Here is a 14,889-nt window from a genome sequence, read left to right on the forward strand (position 1 = left end):
TATTAGTACGCTTGTAGTAACCGAGGAGTGAGTGACGTGTCGCGCAAGGCGCTCGGGCAGTTGGAGGCGGAGGTCCTGGCGGCGCTCGCGGGGCGGGGCGGGGAGGCCGGGACGGCGGAGCTGCTGCCGCACCTGGACGCCGATCTCGCCTACACGACCGTGAACACGGTGCTGTTCCGGCTGTACGAGAAGAAGCTCGTCACGCGTGTGCGCGCGGGGCGCCATTACCGGTACCGGCTGGCGGTGGACGAGTCGGAACTGGTGGCCTGCCGGATGCGCGACCATCTGCGCCATGCCAGCGACCCGGGCGGGGTGCTGAGCCGGTTCGTCCGGACGCTCAGCGCCGCGGAAGAGCGCAAGCTGCGCGAGATCCTCGGCGGGCTGGACGACCCCCGGTGAACGTCCTCACGTTCCTGCCGTTGGGGCTGATGGCGGCGTTGAGCGTGGTGCTCGGCGTCGCCCCGTTGCCCGTTCACCCGGTGTGGACGGCGCGGCTGCTGGCCACCACCGGCGCGATGACCGCCGTCGCCGCCCTCGGAACCGGCGTCTTCGTCGCCGTCAACCATGCGGCGTCGCTGGCTCCCGAGGTCGCGGCGCGTCTCCCGGAGTGGGTGTTGTTCGGCGACGATCGTCCTGTTCCGGGTGCGGTGGGGGTGCCGGTGGCGGTGCTGACGGTCGTCGGGCTGCTGGTCGTCGTCCGGGCCAGTGTTCGGTGGAGGCGTGAGCTGCGCGCCGCCGGCGATGCCGCCGGGCGTCCGTTGGAGACGTCGCTTCCGATCGCGGTCGCGGTCCCGGGACGGCGCGGCGGGGTGCTGGTCTCCCGCGGCCTGCTGCACGACCTGGCGCCGGAGGAACTGCGGGTGGTGTTCGAGCACGAGGGCTCGCACCTGCGGCATCGCCATCACCGGTACCTGGCGGCGGGCACGGTCGCGGCGGCGCTCCTGCCGTTCCTGCGGCCGCTGGAGGCCCGGCTCCGGCTGGCGGTCGAGCGATGGGCGGACGAGGACACCGCCGAGGCCGTCGGTGACCGCGCCCTGGTCGCCCGCACGATCGCCAAGGTCGCCCTCGCACACCGTCCCGCAACGGTACCGGCCGCCGGGTTCGCCGACTCCGGAGTCGTGCAGCGCGTCGAGGCGCTGCTGGACACCCCGCCCGCCAAGAACACCGTCACCGGCCCGCTGCTCCTGCTGGGCAACGGATTCGTCACCGGCTCGCTGACCGCCGCCACGCTCCAGCTCGACCACGCCGCCGCGTCCGTCCTGCTGCCGCTGCTCGCGCTGTCGTGACGACACGGTCGTGATCGGCATGAACGGGCCGGTCATTCGGTAGACCTTGCTTCATGACCGATCAAGGGGGGCCGGCGGCCGGGCGGCGCCCGCGCGCGGCGTTGACGCTCGCCGCGTTGGGCGTGGTCTACGGGGACATCGGCACCAGCCCGCTGTACTCGTTGCAGACGGTGTTCTCGATCGACCACGGCGAGGTCCGCCCGACCAGCGGCGACGTCTACGGCGTGATCTCCCTGGTGTTCTGGACGATCACGCTGATCGTGTCGGTGAAGTACGTGACGTTCATCCTGCGGGCCGACAACGACGGCGAGGGCGGGGTGATGGCGCTCGCCGCCCTGGTCCGCCGGGTGCTGGGGGACGTGCGGGGCCGGGCCGCGGTGGCGATGGCGCTGGGGGTGTTCGGCGCCTCGCTGTTCTACGGCGACAGCGTGATCACCCCGGCGATCTCGGTGATGTCGGCGGTCGAGGGCCTGAAGGTGAGCACGCCGGGCCTGTCGCACGTGGTGGTGCCGGTCGCGGCGACGATCCTGGCGGCGCTGTTCGTGGTGCAGCGCTGGGGCACGCACCGGGTCGGAAGCCTGTTCGGGCCCGTCATGCTGGTGTGGTTCGCGGCGCTGGCGGCGGCGGGCCTGGCCGAGGTGCTCCAGCGGCCCGGCGTGGTGCGGGCGCTGTCGCCGACCTATGCCGGCGCGTTCCTGGTGGATCGCCCCTTCACCGCGTTCGTCGCGCTGGGCGCGGTGGTTCTGGTGATCACCGGCGCCGAGGCGCTGTACGCCGACATGGGCCACTTCGGCAAGGGGCCGATCCGGCGGGCCTGGTTCGCGGTCGTGTTCCCCGCGCTGACGTTGAACTACCTCGGCCAGGGCGCGCTGATCCTGGACGACCCGCACAACACCGAGAGCCCGTTCTTCCTGCTGTTCCCGCACTGGGCGCGGCTGCCGATGGTGGTGCTGGCCACCGCCGCGACCGTGATCGCCTCCCAGGCCGTCATCTCCGGCGCGTTCTCGGTGTCGCGGCAGGCGGTCCGGCTGGGGTTCCTGCCGTACCTGCGCATCCGGCACACCTCGCCGCGCGAGGCCGGCCAGGTCTACCTGCCGGCCGTCAACTGGATCCTGTTCGTCGGGGTGCTGATCCTGATGCTGGGCTTCCGCTCCTCCGGACGCCTGGCCACCGCCTACGGCCTGGCCGTCACCGGCACCTTCCTGATCACCACCGCGCTGTCCCTGGTGGTCGCGCGGGTGGCGTGGCGGTGGGCGGCCTGGAAGCTGGTACTGGCCGGCGTCGTGCTCGGCGGCGCGGAGGCCGCCTACTTCTCGGCGAACCTCACCAAGGTCACGCACGGCGGCTGGCTGCCGCTGCTGATCGGGGTCGCGGTGTTCACGATCATGAAGACGTGGGAGCGCGGGCGCGAGATCGTCACCGACCGCCGGACGGCCAAGGAGGGGCCGCTGCCGGAGTTCATCGAGAAGCTGCACCACGACGGCGTCCAGCGGGTCCCCGGCACCGCGGTGTTCCCCCACCCGACCAAGATGACCACCCCGCTCGCGCTGCGCGCCAACTACGAGCACAACCACGTCGTCCACGAGCACGTCGTGATCGTCTCGATGATTTCCGAGAACGCCCCCTACGTCCCCGCCGACGAGCAGCTCGCCATCGACGACCTCGGCTACCGCGACGACGGCATCCTCCACGTCACCGTGCGGCACGGCTTCCAGGACCGCCAGGATCTTCCGGCGGCGCTGCGCCGGGCCGCCCGCCTCCCGGACGCCGAGCTGCGCTTCGATCCCGACCGCGCGTCCTACTTCCTGTCCCGGGTGACGCTGCGGTCGACGCATCCGGACGGCATGCCGCGCTGGCGCAAACGGCTGTTCCTGGCCCTGGCCCGCAACGCCGCCAACCCCGCCGAGTACTTCGGCCTGCCCGCGGCGCGCACCGTCGTCATGGGGTCGCAGGTCGACATCTGACGCCGCCGCGCTGTCGTGCTGACGTCAAGCTGATGCCAGTGACGTCACTTGCTGCTTGACATGACGTCGCTATGGCGTCATAGTTGGGGCATGGACCTGATGCCGTACGTCGAGAACCTGCGCCGCGAACTCGCCGTCGCCGCCGAGGCGGGCGGTCCGGAGGCCCGCGTGCTGGCCGAGCGCCTGACGGGCCCCCTGGAGTCGGCGCTGCGGCTCACGCTGCTGGAGGCGCTGTCGGCCGCGGCGGACGAGATCACCAGCGACCTCGCGCCGGGCTCGGTCGACGTGCGGCTCCGCGGCGGCGACCCGGCGTTCGTGGTGACGCCGGCGCAGCCGTCCTCTGAGAGCAACGCCGGGGAGCAGGCGGAGACGGCGCCGTCCGTTGGGCCGCCGTCCGCCGCGCCGGCGCCCGGCGAGGAGGGCGGCACCGCGCGGATGACCCTGCGGCTGCCCGAGCACCTCAAGCTGCGCGTGGAGGAGGCGGCCGGCCGGCAGGGGATCTCGGTGAACGCCTGGCTGGTCCGCGCCATCTCCGCCGCGTTCGAGCCCGGCGCCGCGAGCCGTCCCGCCGACCGGCCGCAGTCGTCACCGACCGGGCGCAGCTACACCGGCTGGGTGCGCTAGCGGCCCGCCCGCCCCATCGCTCATCGCCCGGCCGCCGAGGCCGGGATTTCGCTCCGGACCCGTGAGGAAGGCTCCGCCATGCCCGAATTCGACACTCCCGAACCGATCACCGCCGACATCGACGTCTACATCGGACAGGTCCGCGTCCACGCCGGCGACCGTGCCGACACCGTGGTGGAGGTGCGGCCCAGCGACCCGTCCCTCGAGGCGAGCGTGCAGGCCGCCGAGCGGACGATCGTGGAGTTCTCCGGCGGGCGGCTGCTCGTCAAGGGCCCCAAGCCCAAGGGGCTCGCGCACCTGCGCTCCTGGCGCGGCACCATAGACGTGACCGTCGCCCTGCCGGCCGGCTCCCGCGTCGAGGCCAGGGTCGCCGCGGACTTCGTCGCCACCGGCAGGCTCGGCGAGACCGTCCTGCGCAGCCTGAGCGGCGACGTCCGGCTGGAGGAGACCGGCCCGCTGGAGACCAAGGCGTCCGTCGGCGACATCACCGTGGACCGGGTGACCGGGCCCGCCGAGGTGACCGCCTCCACCGGGACGGTCCGGATCGGCACCATCGACGGCCCCGGCTCGGTGAAGAACTCCACCGGCGGGATCACGCTCGGCGAGGCGACCGGCGACCTGCAGCTGAAGACCGGCATCGGGGACATCACCGTCGACCGCGTGCCCGCCGGCCTCACCGCCAGGACCGCGCACGGCCGCATCCGGATCGGTGCGGCGATCAGCGGCACCGTCCGCATCGAGGGCGGCCACGGAAAGGTCGACCTCGGCATCGCCGAGGGCACGGCCGCCTGGCTGGACCTGACCTCCAAGAACGGCGTGGTGCGCAACGCCCTGACCGCCGCCGAAGGCCCCGAGACCAGCGACGCGGTCGTCGAGGTGCACGCGCAGACCAACTGGGGCGACATCGACGTCCACCGGGCCTGACCCCCCGTCCACCAGCAAGGAGCCCCCCATGAGCGATGCGATCACAGCCGAAGGGCTGGTCAAGAGATACGGCGAGGCAACGGCGCTGGACGGGCTGAGCTTCACCGTCCCGCAGGGCACGGTGCTCGCCCTTCTCGGCCCGAACGGCGCAGGCAAGACGACCACGGTGCGGATCCTGGCCACGCTGCTGCGCCCCGACGCGGGCCGCGCCACCGTCGCCGGATGCGACGTCGTCCGCGACGCCCGCCGGCTGCGCTCCTCCATCGGGCTGTCCGGCCAGTACGCCGCCGTCGACGAGCACCTCACCGGCGCCGAGAACCTGGAGATGGTCGGACGGCTCTACCACCTGGGCGCCAAGCGCAGTAAGGCCCGCGCCCGCGAGCTGCTCGAACGTTTCGACCTGACCGACGCCGCCGACCGCCCGGTGAAGGGCTACTCCGGCGGCATGCGCCGCCGCATCGACCTCGCCGGTGCCCTGGTCGCCGACCCGCCCGTCCTGTTCCTGGACGAACCCAGCACCGGCCTCGACCCCCGCGCCCGTGCCGCGCTGTGGGACACCATCGCCGAACTCGTCGCGGGCGGCAGCACGCTGCTGCTGACCACCCAGTACATGGACGAGGCCGACCATCTCGCCGACCAGGTCCTGGTGGTCGACCACGGCCGCGCCATCGCCCGCGGCACCGCCGACGAGCTCAAGGACCGGGTCGGCGGCAACCGCATCGAGCTGACCGTGACCGACGCCGCCGAGCTGGAGACCGCCCGGGAGGCGCTCGCCTGGGTCGCCGTCGGCGCCATGCGGACCGTCCCGGAGTCGCTGCGGATCACCGTCCCGGTCACCGACGGCGCGGAGGCGCTCCGCCGGGTCCTCGGCCGGCTCGCCGAGGAAGGAGTCCGGGTCCGGGACGCCGGGCTGCGGCGCCCCACCCTCGACGACGTTTACCTCACCCTCACCGGGCACCAGGCGTCCGGTACCGACGAGCAGACGCGGGAGGCCATCCGATGAACGCGGTCACCATGCCGGTCATCGACGGCTGGACCATCGCCAAGCGCAATGCCCTGAAGATCAGGCGGTCGCCGGACATGCTCGGCGGCGTGATCATGCTCCCGATCGTGCTCGTGCTGCTGTTCGCCTACGTCTTCGGCAGCGCCATCCACGTTCCGGGGATGTCGTACCGGGAGTTCCTGCTGCCCGGCATCTTCGTCCAGGCGGTGATCATGAGCGCGCAGATCACCGGGTACACCCTCACCCTGGATCTGCAGAAGGGCATCTTCGACCGGTTCCGCTCGCTGCCCATGGCGCCGTCCGCGGTGCTGATCGGGCAGACCGTCAGCGACCTGCTGATGAACCTCGCGGGCCTGGTCGTCATGGCGGCGGTCGGGCTGGCCGTCGGCTGGCGGGTGCACACCTCGCCGGTCGAGGCGGTGCTCGGGTTCGGGCTGCTGCTGCTGTTCGCCTACGCGTTCTCCTGGATCACCGCGACCGTCGCGCTGGCCCTGCGCACGCCGGAGAGCTTCAACAACATCGCGACCATGGTCTCGTTCCCGCTGGTGTTCGTCTCCAACGCCTTCCTCGACAGCTCCAAGCTGCCCGCGCCGCTGCGCGTCGTCGCCGAGTGGAACCCCGTCTCCACCTTCACCCAGGCGGCACGCGAACTGTTCGGCAACACCAGCTCGGCGCTGAAGACCTCGGACGTCTGGCCCATCCAGCACGCCGTCCTGGCGTCGCTGCTCTGGATCGCCGTCATCCTCGTCGCCTTCGTCCCGCTGGCGACCCGCCTCTACAAGAAGACGGTCAGCGCCTGACGCCCGTCAGCCGACCGGTGACCGAGCGGAGGAGCGCCAACTCGAAGGCTCGACGGGCCATCTCACCTACCAATGCCCCCCACGACAAAGGACACCGAAATGGACCGCCGTCACGTGCTCACCCTGATGGCCGCCGCCGCTGCGGGCGTGGCGGCCGGCGCGGTCCCGGAGCTGCGGCATTCCGGAGGGCACCGGCCGGCCCACGCGGCGGCCCGCCGGACGCCGCCACCGCCACCGGACCCGGGATTCGCGCCGGCGCGGTCCATGAGAGCCGCCACCAACCCGATCCACTCCCTGCACGAACTGGCCCCGGCCGCCCCGCCGAACGCGGTGGCGCTGACCATCGACGACGGGCCGCACCCCTACTGGACGCCCAAGGTCCTCGACGTGCTCGCCGAGCACGACGTGCACGCGACGTTCAACATGATCGGCGAGCAGGTGCCGGAGAACACCCGGCTCGTCCAGCGGATCGTCGCGGCCGGGCACCAGATCGCCGACCACACCCTCACCCACCCGATCAACCTCCCGAAGCTGCCCGGCCCGCGCATCCGGCAGGAGATCGCCGAGGCGCACGACCGGATCGCCCAGGCCGCCTCGGCCGCCCCGCGCTTCTTCCGCTCCCCGGGCGGCGCCTGGTCGCAGCAGGTCATCGAGGTCGCCACCGCACTGCAGATGATCTGCGTCGACTGGGGCGTCGACCTCCGCGACTGGGCGCGTCCGGGCGTCCCGCACATCACCGCCGACCTGGAGAAGGCCAAGCCGGGCGACATCCTGCTGTGCCACGACGGCGGCGGCGACCGCTCCCAGACCGTCGCGGCCCTGCGCACCGTCATCCCCGCCCTCAAGCAGCGCGGCCTGACCTTCGTCGCCCTCTGAGGCACCGGCGCGCGTCCATCACGTGGAGGCGCCCACGGGAGAGCCGACCACCAGCACAAGCTTCCCGCGCACGTGACCGCCCTCGCCGGCGCGGTGCGCCTCCGCGACCTCGGCGAGCGGGAAGGTCCGCGCGACCGGGAGCGAGAAGCGCCCGGCCTCGATCAGGTCGCCGATCCCGGCGAGCGCGTGGAGCGCGCGGCCGGTGTCGCCGCGGCTGAACCTCACCCCGTGCTCCTGCGCGCCGGCGAAGTCCGCGATCGTGACGACGTGCTCGGCGCCGCCGGCGAGCCCGATGAGCTCGGGCAGGGCGCCGCTCCCGGCGACGTCGAGCGCCAGGTCGACGCCGTCGGGAGCGAGCGCGCGGACCCGCCCGGCCAGGCCCTCGCCGTAGGCGACGGGCTCGGCCCCCAGCGAGCGCAGGTACTCGTGGTTCGCCGGGCTCGCGGTGCCGATCACGCGCGCGCCGCGCACCACGGCGAGCTGGACCGCGGCGCTGCCGACGCTTCCGGACGCGCCGTTGACGAGCAGCGTGCCGCCGCCCTCCACGCCGAGCTGGTCGAGCGCGCGCGTGGCCGTCTCGACGGCGGCGGGCAGCGCGGCGGCGCCGGGGAAGCCGAGCGACGGCGGGATCGGCGCGTAGTGGGACAGCACAGCCAGCTCGGCCTGCGCCGCCCCCTCGGTGGAGAAGCCGAACACGCGATCGCCGACCGCCACGTCCGCGACGCCCTCGCCGAGCTCGTCGACGACGCCCGCCGCCTCATAGCCCATGGTCTGCGGGAGCCCCTCGTCCATCAGGCCCTGGCGCTTCGCCCAGTCGCTCGGGTTGACGCCGGCCGCGCGCACCGCGATCCGCACCTGCCCGGGGCCCGGATGCGGATCGGGGAGATCCGCGATCTCGAGGACCTCCGGACCCCCGAACCGCTGGAAAAGGGCTGCCTTCATCATTTGCTCCGATCTCGGCTCAGTGCGTCGGGGCCGCCGCGCACACGACAGTCTGCCTACCGGCGGCACCAGCCCGGCCACGCCCGGTCCGGCCACGACGAGACAGCGATGAGGCGCTATTCAGGCCGCCAGGTGAGGGGGAGGGTGTCCAAGCCGAGGACGAGGCTGGCATGTTCGGTCGGACGGGCGCCGTCGGGGATGCGGTAGTGGGGGATGCGGCGGTGCCACTCCTCCAGCGCGATGCGCAGTTCCAGGCGGGCCAGGTGGGAGCCGAGGCAGCGGTGCGGGCCGGCGCCGAAGGCGATGTGCCGGTTGGGCGTCCGGTCGAAGTCGACGGTCTCCGGGTCGGTGAACACGCGGGGGTCCCGGTTGGCCATCGCGAGGGGCAGCATGACCATGTCGCCTTCGTTCATGGGGCAGCCGTGGGACGTGGCGTCCGTGGTGAGCTTCCGGGCGGGCAGCACCAGGGAGTAGGCGCGCAGCAGTTCCTCGACGGCGTCGGGAAGGATGCCGGGCTCCGCCGAGATCCGGGCCCGGTCGGCGTCATGGCGCGCCAGATGCCAGAACGAGTACGACAGCTGCGCGGCGACGGTGTCCAGCCCGGCCAGGAACAGGAGCGTGCACAGCTGCAGCAGCTCGTCGTCGGTGACGGGCCTGCCGTCCGGCTCGAAGGCGATGGCCGCGCTGACGACGTCGTCGCGCGGGTCCCGGCGCCGCTCGGCGATCAGTTCCTGGAACAGGGCCGCCACCTTGCCCATGGCCTCGGCGCGCCCGGCCCCCGCCGACGGCGCGTGCAGGATCGCGTACTCCCACTCCAGGAACTCCTCCAGCCTGCCGACCGGCAGCCCCATGAACTCCAGGAAGACGGCGGTGGGGTAGCGGCGGGCGAAGTCCGTGACGAAGTCGCACGACCCCCGCGCGGCCAGGGCGTCGATCAGCTCCCCGCATCGCCGCCGGACGGCGTCCTGCATCGCGGACGCGCGCGCCGGGGTGAACAGCGGGCGCAGGAGCCGCCGCCACATGGTGTGCGCGGGCGGATCCAGCATGACCGGGATCCATTGGTAGGACGGGTCCGGGTCGCTGACGGCGATGGCCCGGCTGGAGTGGGACGCGGTGTCCTGGTAGGCGGCGAGGATGTCGGCGTGCCGGGTCAGCACCCAGAACCCGCGCCCGGCCGGGCTGCGGAAGGCCGGGCACCGCTCGCGGAGCTCGTCCAGCATCGCGTGGGTAGAACCGGCCGGACGGGGCTCACCGAAGGGGTCGAAGTCGATCCGCGGATGGCTCATCGGCGATCTCCCTTGCGCGCGACGCAGCTGCACCGGGGCCCGCCGTCCCGCCCCGTACGCGGCAAGTCGATCAGCCCGGCCCCCAGCATCCCAGCCGACGCCCAAATCGGCGACCCCCCAACAGCGCTCGCCGCGCCACGCCGGAGTGCGGTCCCGTTCTTCGCGCACGGTCGGGGCCGGTGCGGCGCGGCCGCCCGCCTGGCCGACGCCGAGGGCTACTGCCTGGTGTCACGTCCCGTGAGGTCGGGGACGCGGCCGGCGGGTGGGACGCCGCCGTCACGGCCTCAGATCGGCTCGTTCGCCGTATGCGGATAGTCGGGGGAGCGGTGCTGGAACGACAGGATGGCGGGGTTCTGGACGACGCCGTCGCGGATCTCGATGGCCTGCCGGATGGTCTTGTCGGCGTCCCACGCGTCGGGGCCGGCAAGGACCGTCGCCAGGTGCGGTATCAGGGCCTGGCTGATCTCCCAGGTCGCGGAGTCCCACAGGTAGGAGGGGCTGTGGTCGACGCCGTAGTGGTGGATGTTGTGGCCGACGGTGAACATGGGATCGGTGAAGGTGGTCGGCCGCGCCCATTCGAAGCCCATTCCCGCGTCGCAGGAGACGTCGACGATGAGGGTGCCCGGGGAGAAGACCGGCAGGTCGTCGTTGGTGGCGAACATCAGCGGGGCGCCGGTGTCCTGCAGGACGCAGTTGACGACGATGTCGTGCCGGGCGAGGAAGGCGGCCGTTGCGATCGGGCCGTCGTCGGTGAGGGCGCGGGTATGGGCGGGGACCTCGGGGTCGCGGTCGAAATGGACGATCTGCGCCGAGTGGATGGGCGAGCCGACGGCGCTGACGCCCCGGTGGGTCAGGACGTGGACGTCGTGGACGCCGTGGGCGTTGAGAGCCGTGACCGCGCCCCGGGCGGTCGCCCCGAAGCTGATGACGGCGGCGTGGCGCCGCCGTCCGTAGGCGCCGGTGGAGCCGGTGAGAGCGAGGGCGTGCAGGACCGAGCAGTAGCCGGCGAGCTCGTTGTTCTTGTGGAACACGTGGAGGTTGAACCCTCCGTCGGCCGTCCAGTGGTTCATCGCCTCGAATGCGATCAGGGTGAGCCGCCCGTCGATGGCGGCCTGGGTGAGTCCCTGGTCCTGGACGCAGTGCGGCCAGCCCCACAGGACCTGGCCGGGGCGCAGCTCCTTGAGGTCGTGGGCCAGCGGTTTGAGCAGCAGGACGACGTCGCAGAGGGCGATGAGCCGGTCGCGGGGGAGCAGCCCGGCGACCTGGGGAGCGAGCTCCTCGTCCGGGATGCCGAAGGGTTCGCCGTAGCCGCGTTCGAGGTAGATGCGCGACCTCAGGCCGGGGTCGATCCGCCGGAGGTGCAGCGGATGTATCGGCTGCCGGTGCTCGTTCTCCTTGGCCGTGTGCGCCAGGACGCCGAGGCTCAGGCCGGGCTTCGGGTCGTTCTGCGTCGCGACGGCGCCGGAACGGCGAGGTTCGTTCAGGATCGGCAAGACGTCCCCTCTCGGGGGTAAGCCGGTGGGGCGAGTCAGCCTCAGGGCTGGATGTCGCGGTTCCCCGGCTTCTGCGACCCTACTTCAGGAACCTCAGGCGGCGTCCGCCGGAAGCCTCGCGGCCGCCCCCGTGCGGAAGGAGGGCGGTCGCGAGACGCCTAGGCCGGGCTCCGGCGGCCGTTCCGGTGGTGGTCAGGTGCTGGTCAGGCGGCCTTGCCGCGGGCGATGTAGAGGTTCATGTGGGTGAAGTCGAGGGTGATGTTGTAGGGCTTCCAGAAGCAATGGGCCAACCAGCCGGTGGCGTCGTATCCCGGGCCGTAGGGCCAGGGCACGTTGACCGGCATGTTCGGATCCGTTTCGCAGTAGACGTCGTTGGCGACGGCGTCGCCGAGGCGGATTTCCTTGGGGTAGCAGGGGTAGGTGGTGGTCGCGTGGCTGTGCCCGAAGGTCCCGATCGGGCGGTCGTGGTCGGTGCGGACGCCCAGCCGCTCGGCCACCTCTCCGGGCATGCCCGCGACCAGTTCGCCGATCCCGCCGAAGTTCACGCCCATCACCCGTGGGCCGGAGCCGGAGGCGCCGGCGATGCTGCCGATGCTGCTGAGATCGTGGTCGCGAGACAGCCACAGTGGCAGGGGCCTGGCGCCCGCCCGGGCGGCGTCGGCGCGTAGCCTCCCGGCCGCCTGCGGGGTCGGACGGCGCAGGATCAGCGACCGGCCGGCGTAGTCGAAGGTGGTCAGCAAGTGGTGGAAGACCCACGTGCCGATCAGGCCGTCGTTGTCGGTGCCGACATCCTCGCCCGATTTGGTCGAGGACCAGCCCACGGGGACGTTACGCAGTTCGAGGCCGCCCAGCTTGAAGGAGTCCAGCACCCCGTAGTACACCCAGATGGGGAGACCTTCGAACTCGCTCTCTTCCTTGTACACAGGGGTCAGCCCGGCTTCCTTGGCCACCGAGGCGGTCACGCTGAGATTCGGGGCGCCGGTGTAGAACGTGAAGCTCTTGGACGGTCCGCCGTTGAGTGAGACCTTTACCAGCGGCTCCGGGTCCGTCTGCTGCCATTCCACATGGCCGATGTCGCCGTGGACCTGGTACGCCTCGCCGCGGATTGCCGCGAACCATTTCGCGTAGCCTTCCTCACCGGCCGCATGCCAGCGAGGCACGGAGAGGGCGAACTTGTCCTGCCGGATGTAGCAGTCGCCCAGCAGCGCGTTGGTCTCCTTGTCGTCGGGCGCCAGTTTGAGGGCCATCGTGAGGTACTTCTCCGCGTCGGGGAACTTGTTGGCCAGTAGCCCGACATAGCCGCGCTGGCGTGCCGCGTGCAGGTTCGTGGGGTCTTTCTTGAGGATCTCCTCGTACGCTCGGCCGGCCTGCTCGAACTTCCCGGCCTTGAACAACGCGTCCGCGTCACTGCCGTCGGCGTGCGCCGTAGCCGCCTTGCCCAGCAGCGGTGCGGCCGCGGCGGCCCCGGCCGCCACGGCCGCGCCCCGCAACAGCGAGCGCCGGTCCCATCCTCGGCCATCGGCCACGGGCCTTCTCCTTTTCGTGAGAGATGTGCGGGCCTGCGGGCCGGGGTCAGCCGGTGTAGTTCGGCGTCTTGGGGATGGCCTTGCCGGGCGGCATGGCGATCGGCCGCTCGCCGGACTTCGACGGCCGCTCGCCGGACTTGGCCGGCCTGTCGCCGGGGCGGCTCGGCTGCAGGGGGCCGGGCGAGGTGGTCGGGTTGGGTGCGGTGGTGTCGGCTTCGGCGGTGGCCAGGCCGGTGCCGGCCAGGCCGACGCCCAGCGCGACGGCCGCGATGAGGGACTTCAGGCGCATTGATGTTCCTTCCGGTGGTGTGTCATTCCTTGACGACGACGGGCGTGCCGATCGCCAGGTTCTTGGCCATCCAGGTGATGTCGGCGTTGCTGACCCGCACGCAGCCGTGGCTGGCCTTGCCGCCCAGCGCCGACGCCTTGTTCGTGCCGTGCACGGCGAGCTGTCCGGGGCCGCCGGCGAAGCTCCGCAGCGTCGGCGAGAAACCGCTCAGCCCGAAGGCGTACGCGCCGTAGCCGCCGTCCGGGTTCGGCGGTTCGACCAGCTCGGTGAAGTAGAAGCGGCCGGCCGGGGTGGGGGTGCCGCCCTCGCCGGTGGCGACCTTGCCGGTGCGCAGCACCGTGCCGCCGTCGAAGACGGTGAACCTGAACGCCTTCGGGTCGATCTCCAGCCGGCGGGTCGTCGTCGACAGCCTGACGTCGGAGGTCTTGACCCAGCCGGTGCTGCCGTTGGGCCGGATCGGCAGCAGCACCTTGAGCCAGTCGCCGTCCTCGGCGTCGACGAGGAAGACCCGGGCGGCGCCCATCTCGTTGGGGCTGGACAGCGTCTTCCAGACCGCGCCGTCGCCCTTCCGCTTGTGCACGGCGATCCGGCGGCCGAGCACGGTCGCTATCTCCGCACCGCCCTGCCGCCGTGGCTCGGCGGCGGCCGCCGGGCGGCTCGCCTTGGGCGGGCCGTCCCCCGATCTGCCGTCCTCCGACGAGCCGCAGCCGGCCAGCCCGGCGATCAGGCCGGTGGCGAGCAGGGCGCCGGTGTGAATCGTGAGGTGGCGCATGCCGCGAGATGCTGGCCAAGGAAAGTGAAGAACCTGTGAGGCCGTTGTGATGATCCCGTGGTGCGGGTGACGCGTCGCCTACGCTCGGGGGCTATGTGCGCGAATGTCCTGGTCGCGGAGGACGATGCCAAACAGGCGGAGCTGCTGCGCCGCTATCTCCGGCGCGAGGGGCACTCCGTGGTCGTCGTCCACGACGGGCGGGCCGCCATCGACGAGGCCCGCGCCCGCCGCCCCGACCTCGTCCTGCTCGACGTGATGATGCCGGTCGTCGACGGCCTCGACGTGTGCCGCGGGCTGCGCGCCGAGTCCGACGTGCCGGTGCTGATGCTGACCGCCCGCTCGACCGAGGACGACCTGCTGCTCGGCCTCGACCTCGGCGCCGACGACTACGTCACCAAGCCGTACAGCCCGCGCGAGCTGATGGCCCGGGTGCGCACGCTGCTGCGGCGGGCCGGGCCGGGGAGCGGCGAGCGGGTGTACCGGGTCGGCGGCATCACGGTGGACCCCGAGCGGCACATGGTGCACGCGGACGGGCGCGAGGTCGAGTGCACGCCCGCGGAGTTCCGCATCCTGGAGGCGCTGGCCGCGCGGCCGGAGCGCGTCTTCTCCCGGGCGCAGCTCCTGGAGCACCTGCACGGTTTCGACCGCTTCATCACCGAGCGGACGGTCGACGTGCACGTGAAGAACCTGCGCAAGAAGATCGAACCGCAGCCGGGGCGGCCGGTCCGGCTGCGCACGGTGTACGGCGTCGGGTACAAGCTGGTCGGCGACCGTGCGCCATAGCCTGCTCGTACGACTGGTCGCCAGCACGGTGCTGATCGCGGTGTGCTCGATCGTGGCGACCGCGTGGCTGGCGGCGCGCGGCACGTCCGGCGAGATCCGGCAGCGGCAGGACCGGACGCTCGCCCGCGACGCCCGCATCAACGACGCGCTGCTCGGCTACGCGGCGGGCCACCCGCGCTGGGACGGCGTCGAGGAGACCGTGCGCGAGCTCGCCCGGCAGAGCGACCAGCGGGTCGCGCTGGCGACCGAGGGCGGCGTCCGGATCGCGGACTCGGCGGCCGGCCGGCCGCCGCTGCCGGGGCGCGCGCCGGGCCGCGGCGG

Annotated in this window: 15 protein-coding genes and 1 pseudogene; 10 read left to right on the plus strand and 6 right to left on the minus strand. The window is 72.4% G+C overall.

Features of this window, described 5'->3' with window-relative positions:
* Positions 1-27: 27 nt before the first annotated feature.
* The 8 genes from ABD296_RS15485 (at position 28) to ABD296_RS15520 (ending at position 7,477) form a co-directional block, all read left to right on the plus strand.
* Positions 28-399 carry a BlaI/MecI/CopY family transcriptional regulator gene (locus ABD296_RS15485; protein WP_344266987.1) on the plus strand — a complete coding sequence of 124 codons (372 nt, stop codon included), beginning with the start codon at positions 28-30 and terminating at the stop codon, positions 397-399.
* The gene (locus ABD296_RS15490) at positions 396-1,286 is read left to right on the plus strand and encodes a M56 family metallopeptidase (RefSeq protein WP_344266990.1); all 891 of its coding nucleotides are present in this window, start codon (positions 396-398) and stop codon (positions 1,284-1,286) included. Before ABD296_RS15485 ends, ABD296_RS15490 begins: the two co-directional genes overlap by 4 nt.
* 53 nt (positions 1,287-1,339) lie before the next feature.
* Positions 1,340-3,250 (plus strand): potassium transporter Kup, encoded by a 1,911-nt coding sequence (locus ABD296_RS15495; protein WP_344266993.1) that lies wholly within the window; start codon positions 1,340-1,342, stop codon positions 3,248-3,250.
* Positions 3,251-3,340: 90 nt separating this feature from the next.
* Positions 3,341-3,874: a toxin-antitoxin system HicB family antitoxin gene (locus tag ABD296_RS15500; RefSeq protein ID WP_344266996.1), complete on the plus strand. Its 534-nt coding sequence runs from the start codon at positions 3,341-3,343 to the stop codon at positions 3,872-3,874.
* Between the two features lie 78 nt (positions 3,875-3,952).
* Positions 3,953-4,798 (plus strand): DUF4097 family beta strand repeat-containing protein, encoded by an 846-nt coding sequence (locus ABD296_RS15505; protein WP_344266999.1) that lies wholly within the window; start codon positions 3,953-3,955, stop codon positions 4,796-4,798.
* A gap of 28 nt (positions 4,799-4,826) precedes the next feature.
* Positions 4,827-5,801 (plus strand): ATP-binding cassette domain-containing protein, encoded by a 975-nt coding sequence (locus ABD296_RS15510; protein WP_344267002.1) that lies wholly within the window; start codon positions 4,827-4,829, stop codon positions 5,799-5,801.
* Positions 5,798-6,601 carry an ABC transporter permease gene (locus ABD296_RS15515; RefSeq protein ID WP_344267006.1) on the plus strand — a complete coding sequence of 268 codons (804 nt, stop codon included), beginning with the start codon at positions 5,798-5,800 and terminating at the stop codon, positions 6,599-6,601. Before ABD296_RS15510 ends, ABD296_RS15515 begins: the two co-directional genes overlap by 4 nt.
* Positions 6,602-6,700: 99 nt before the next feature.
* Positions 6,701-7,477: a polysaccharide deacetylase family protein gene (locus ABD296_RS15520; RefSeq protein ID WP_344267009.1), complete on the plus strand. Its 777-nt coding sequence runs from the start codon at positions 6,701-6,703 to the stop codon at positions 7,475-7,477.
* An 18-nt stretch (positions 7,478-7,495) separates the two neighbouring features.
* Here ABD296_RS15520 and ABD296_RS15525 read toward each other — a convergent pair whose 3' ends face one another.
* From ABD296_RS15525 to ABD296_RS15550, 6 genes are all read right to left on the minus strand, one after another.
* Complete coding sequence (locus ABD296_RS15525; protein ID WP_344267013.1) at positions 7,496-8,419, minus strand: NADP-dependent oxidoreductase; 924 nt, start codon at positions 8,417-8,419, stop codon at positions 7,496-7,498.
* A gap of 116 nt (positions 8,420-8,535) precedes the next feature.
* Entirely contained in the window at positions 8,536-9,705 is a 1,170-nt protein-coding gene (locus ABD296_RS15530; RefSeq protein ID WP_344267016.1) for a cytochrome P450, read from the minus strand.
* Positions 9,706-9,989: 284 nt separating this feature from the next.
* Positions 9,990-11,198, minus strand: coding sequence for a N(5)-(carboxyethyl)ornithine synthase (locus tag ABD296_RS15535; protein WP_344267019.1), 1,209 nt, complete (start codon positions 11,196-11,198; stop codon positions 9,990-9,992).
* A 203-nt stretch (positions 11,199-11,401) separates the two neighbouring features.
* Complete coding sequence (locus ABD296_RS15540; RefSeq protein ID WP_344267022.1) at positions 11,402-12,724, minus strand: tetratricopeptide repeat protein; 1,323 nt, start codon at positions 12,722-12,724, stop codon at positions 11,402-11,404.
* A gap of 46 nt (positions 12,725-12,770) precedes the next feature.
* A complete protein-coding gene (locus ABD296_RS15545) occupies positions 12,771-13,013 on the minus strand; it encodes a hypothetical protein (RefSeq protein ID WP_344267025.1) in 243 nt (80 codons plus the stop codon).
* 22 nt (positions 13,014-13,035) lie between these two features.
* Complete coding sequence (locus ABD296_RS15550; RefSeq protein WP_344267028.1) at positions 13,036-13,785, minus strand: L,D-transpeptidase; 750 nt, start codon at positions 13,783-13,785, stop codon at positions 13,036-13,038.
* A 93-nt stretch (positions 13,786-13,878) separates the two neighbouring features.
* Between ABD296_RS15550 and ABD296_RS15555 the strand changes: the two genes are divergently transcribed.
* Together ABD296_RS15555 and ABD296_RS15560 are read left to right on the plus strand one after the other, a co-directional pair.
* Complete coding sequence (locus ABD296_RS15555; protein WP_344267031.1) at positions 13,879-14,568, plus strand: response regulator transcription factor; 690 nt, start codon at positions 13,879-13,881, stop codon at positions 14,566-14,568.
* Positions 14,558-14,889, plus strand: a pseudogene (locus ABD296_RS15560) (two-component sensor histidine kinase); the annotation flags it as partial. The gene ABD296_RS15555 and the pseudogene ABD296_RS15560, both read left to right, overlap by 11 nt.

The organism is Actinomadura napierensis (assembly GCF_039529375.1).
GTDB classification, from domain to species: Bacteria; Actinomycetota; Actinomycetes; order Streptosporangiales; family Streptosporangiaceae; genus Spirillospora; species Spirillospora napierensis.

Bases quoted from the DNA above. Each gene is read 5' to 3' on its own strand.
- ABD296_RS15545 (WP_344267025.1), bottom strand. From the start codon at position 13,013: ATGCGCCTGAAGTCCCTCATCGCGGCCGTCGCGCTGGGCGTCGGCCTG.
- ABD296_RS15525 (WP_344267013.1), bottom strand. From the start codon at position 8,419: ATGAAGGCAGCCCTTTTCCAGCGGTTCGGGGGTCCGGAGGTCCTCGAG.
- ABD296_RS15505 (WP_344266999.1), top strand. From the start codon at position 3,953: ATGCCCGAATTCGACACTCCCGAACCGATCACCGCCGACATCGACGTC.
- ABD296_RS15530 (WP_344267016.1), bottom strand. From the start codon at position 9,705: ATGAGCCATCCGCGGATCGACTTCGACCCCTTCGGTGAGCCCCGTCCG.
- ABD296_RS15550 (WP_344267028.1), bottom strand. From the start codon at position 13,785: ATGCGCCACCTCACGATTCACACCGGCGCCCTGCTCGCCACCGGCCTG.
- ABD296_RS15495 (WP_344266993.1), top strand. From the start codon at position 1,340: ATGACCGATCAAGGGGGGCCGGCGGCCGGGCGGCGCCCGCGCGCGGCG.
- ABD296_RS15555 (WP_344267031.1), top strand. From the start codon at position 13,879: ATGTGCGCGAATGTCCTGGTCGCGGAGGACGATGCCAAACAGGCGGAG.
- ABD296_RS15510 (WP_344267002.1), top strand. From the start codon at position 4,827: ATGAGCGATGCGATCACAGCCGAAGGGCTGGTCAAGAGATACGGCGAG.
- ABD296_RS15520 (WP_344267009.1), top strand. From the start codon at position 6,701: ATGGACCGCCGTCACGTGCTCACCCTGATGGCCGCCGCCGCTGCGGGC.
- ABD296_RS15515 (WP_344267006.1), top strand. From the start codon at position 5,798: ATGAACGCGGTCACCATGCCGGTCATCGACGGCTGGACCATCGCCAAG.
- ABD296_RS15500 (WP_344266996.1), top strand. From the start codon at position 3,341: ATGGACCTGATGCCGTACGTCGAGAACCTGCGCCGCGAACTCGCCGTC.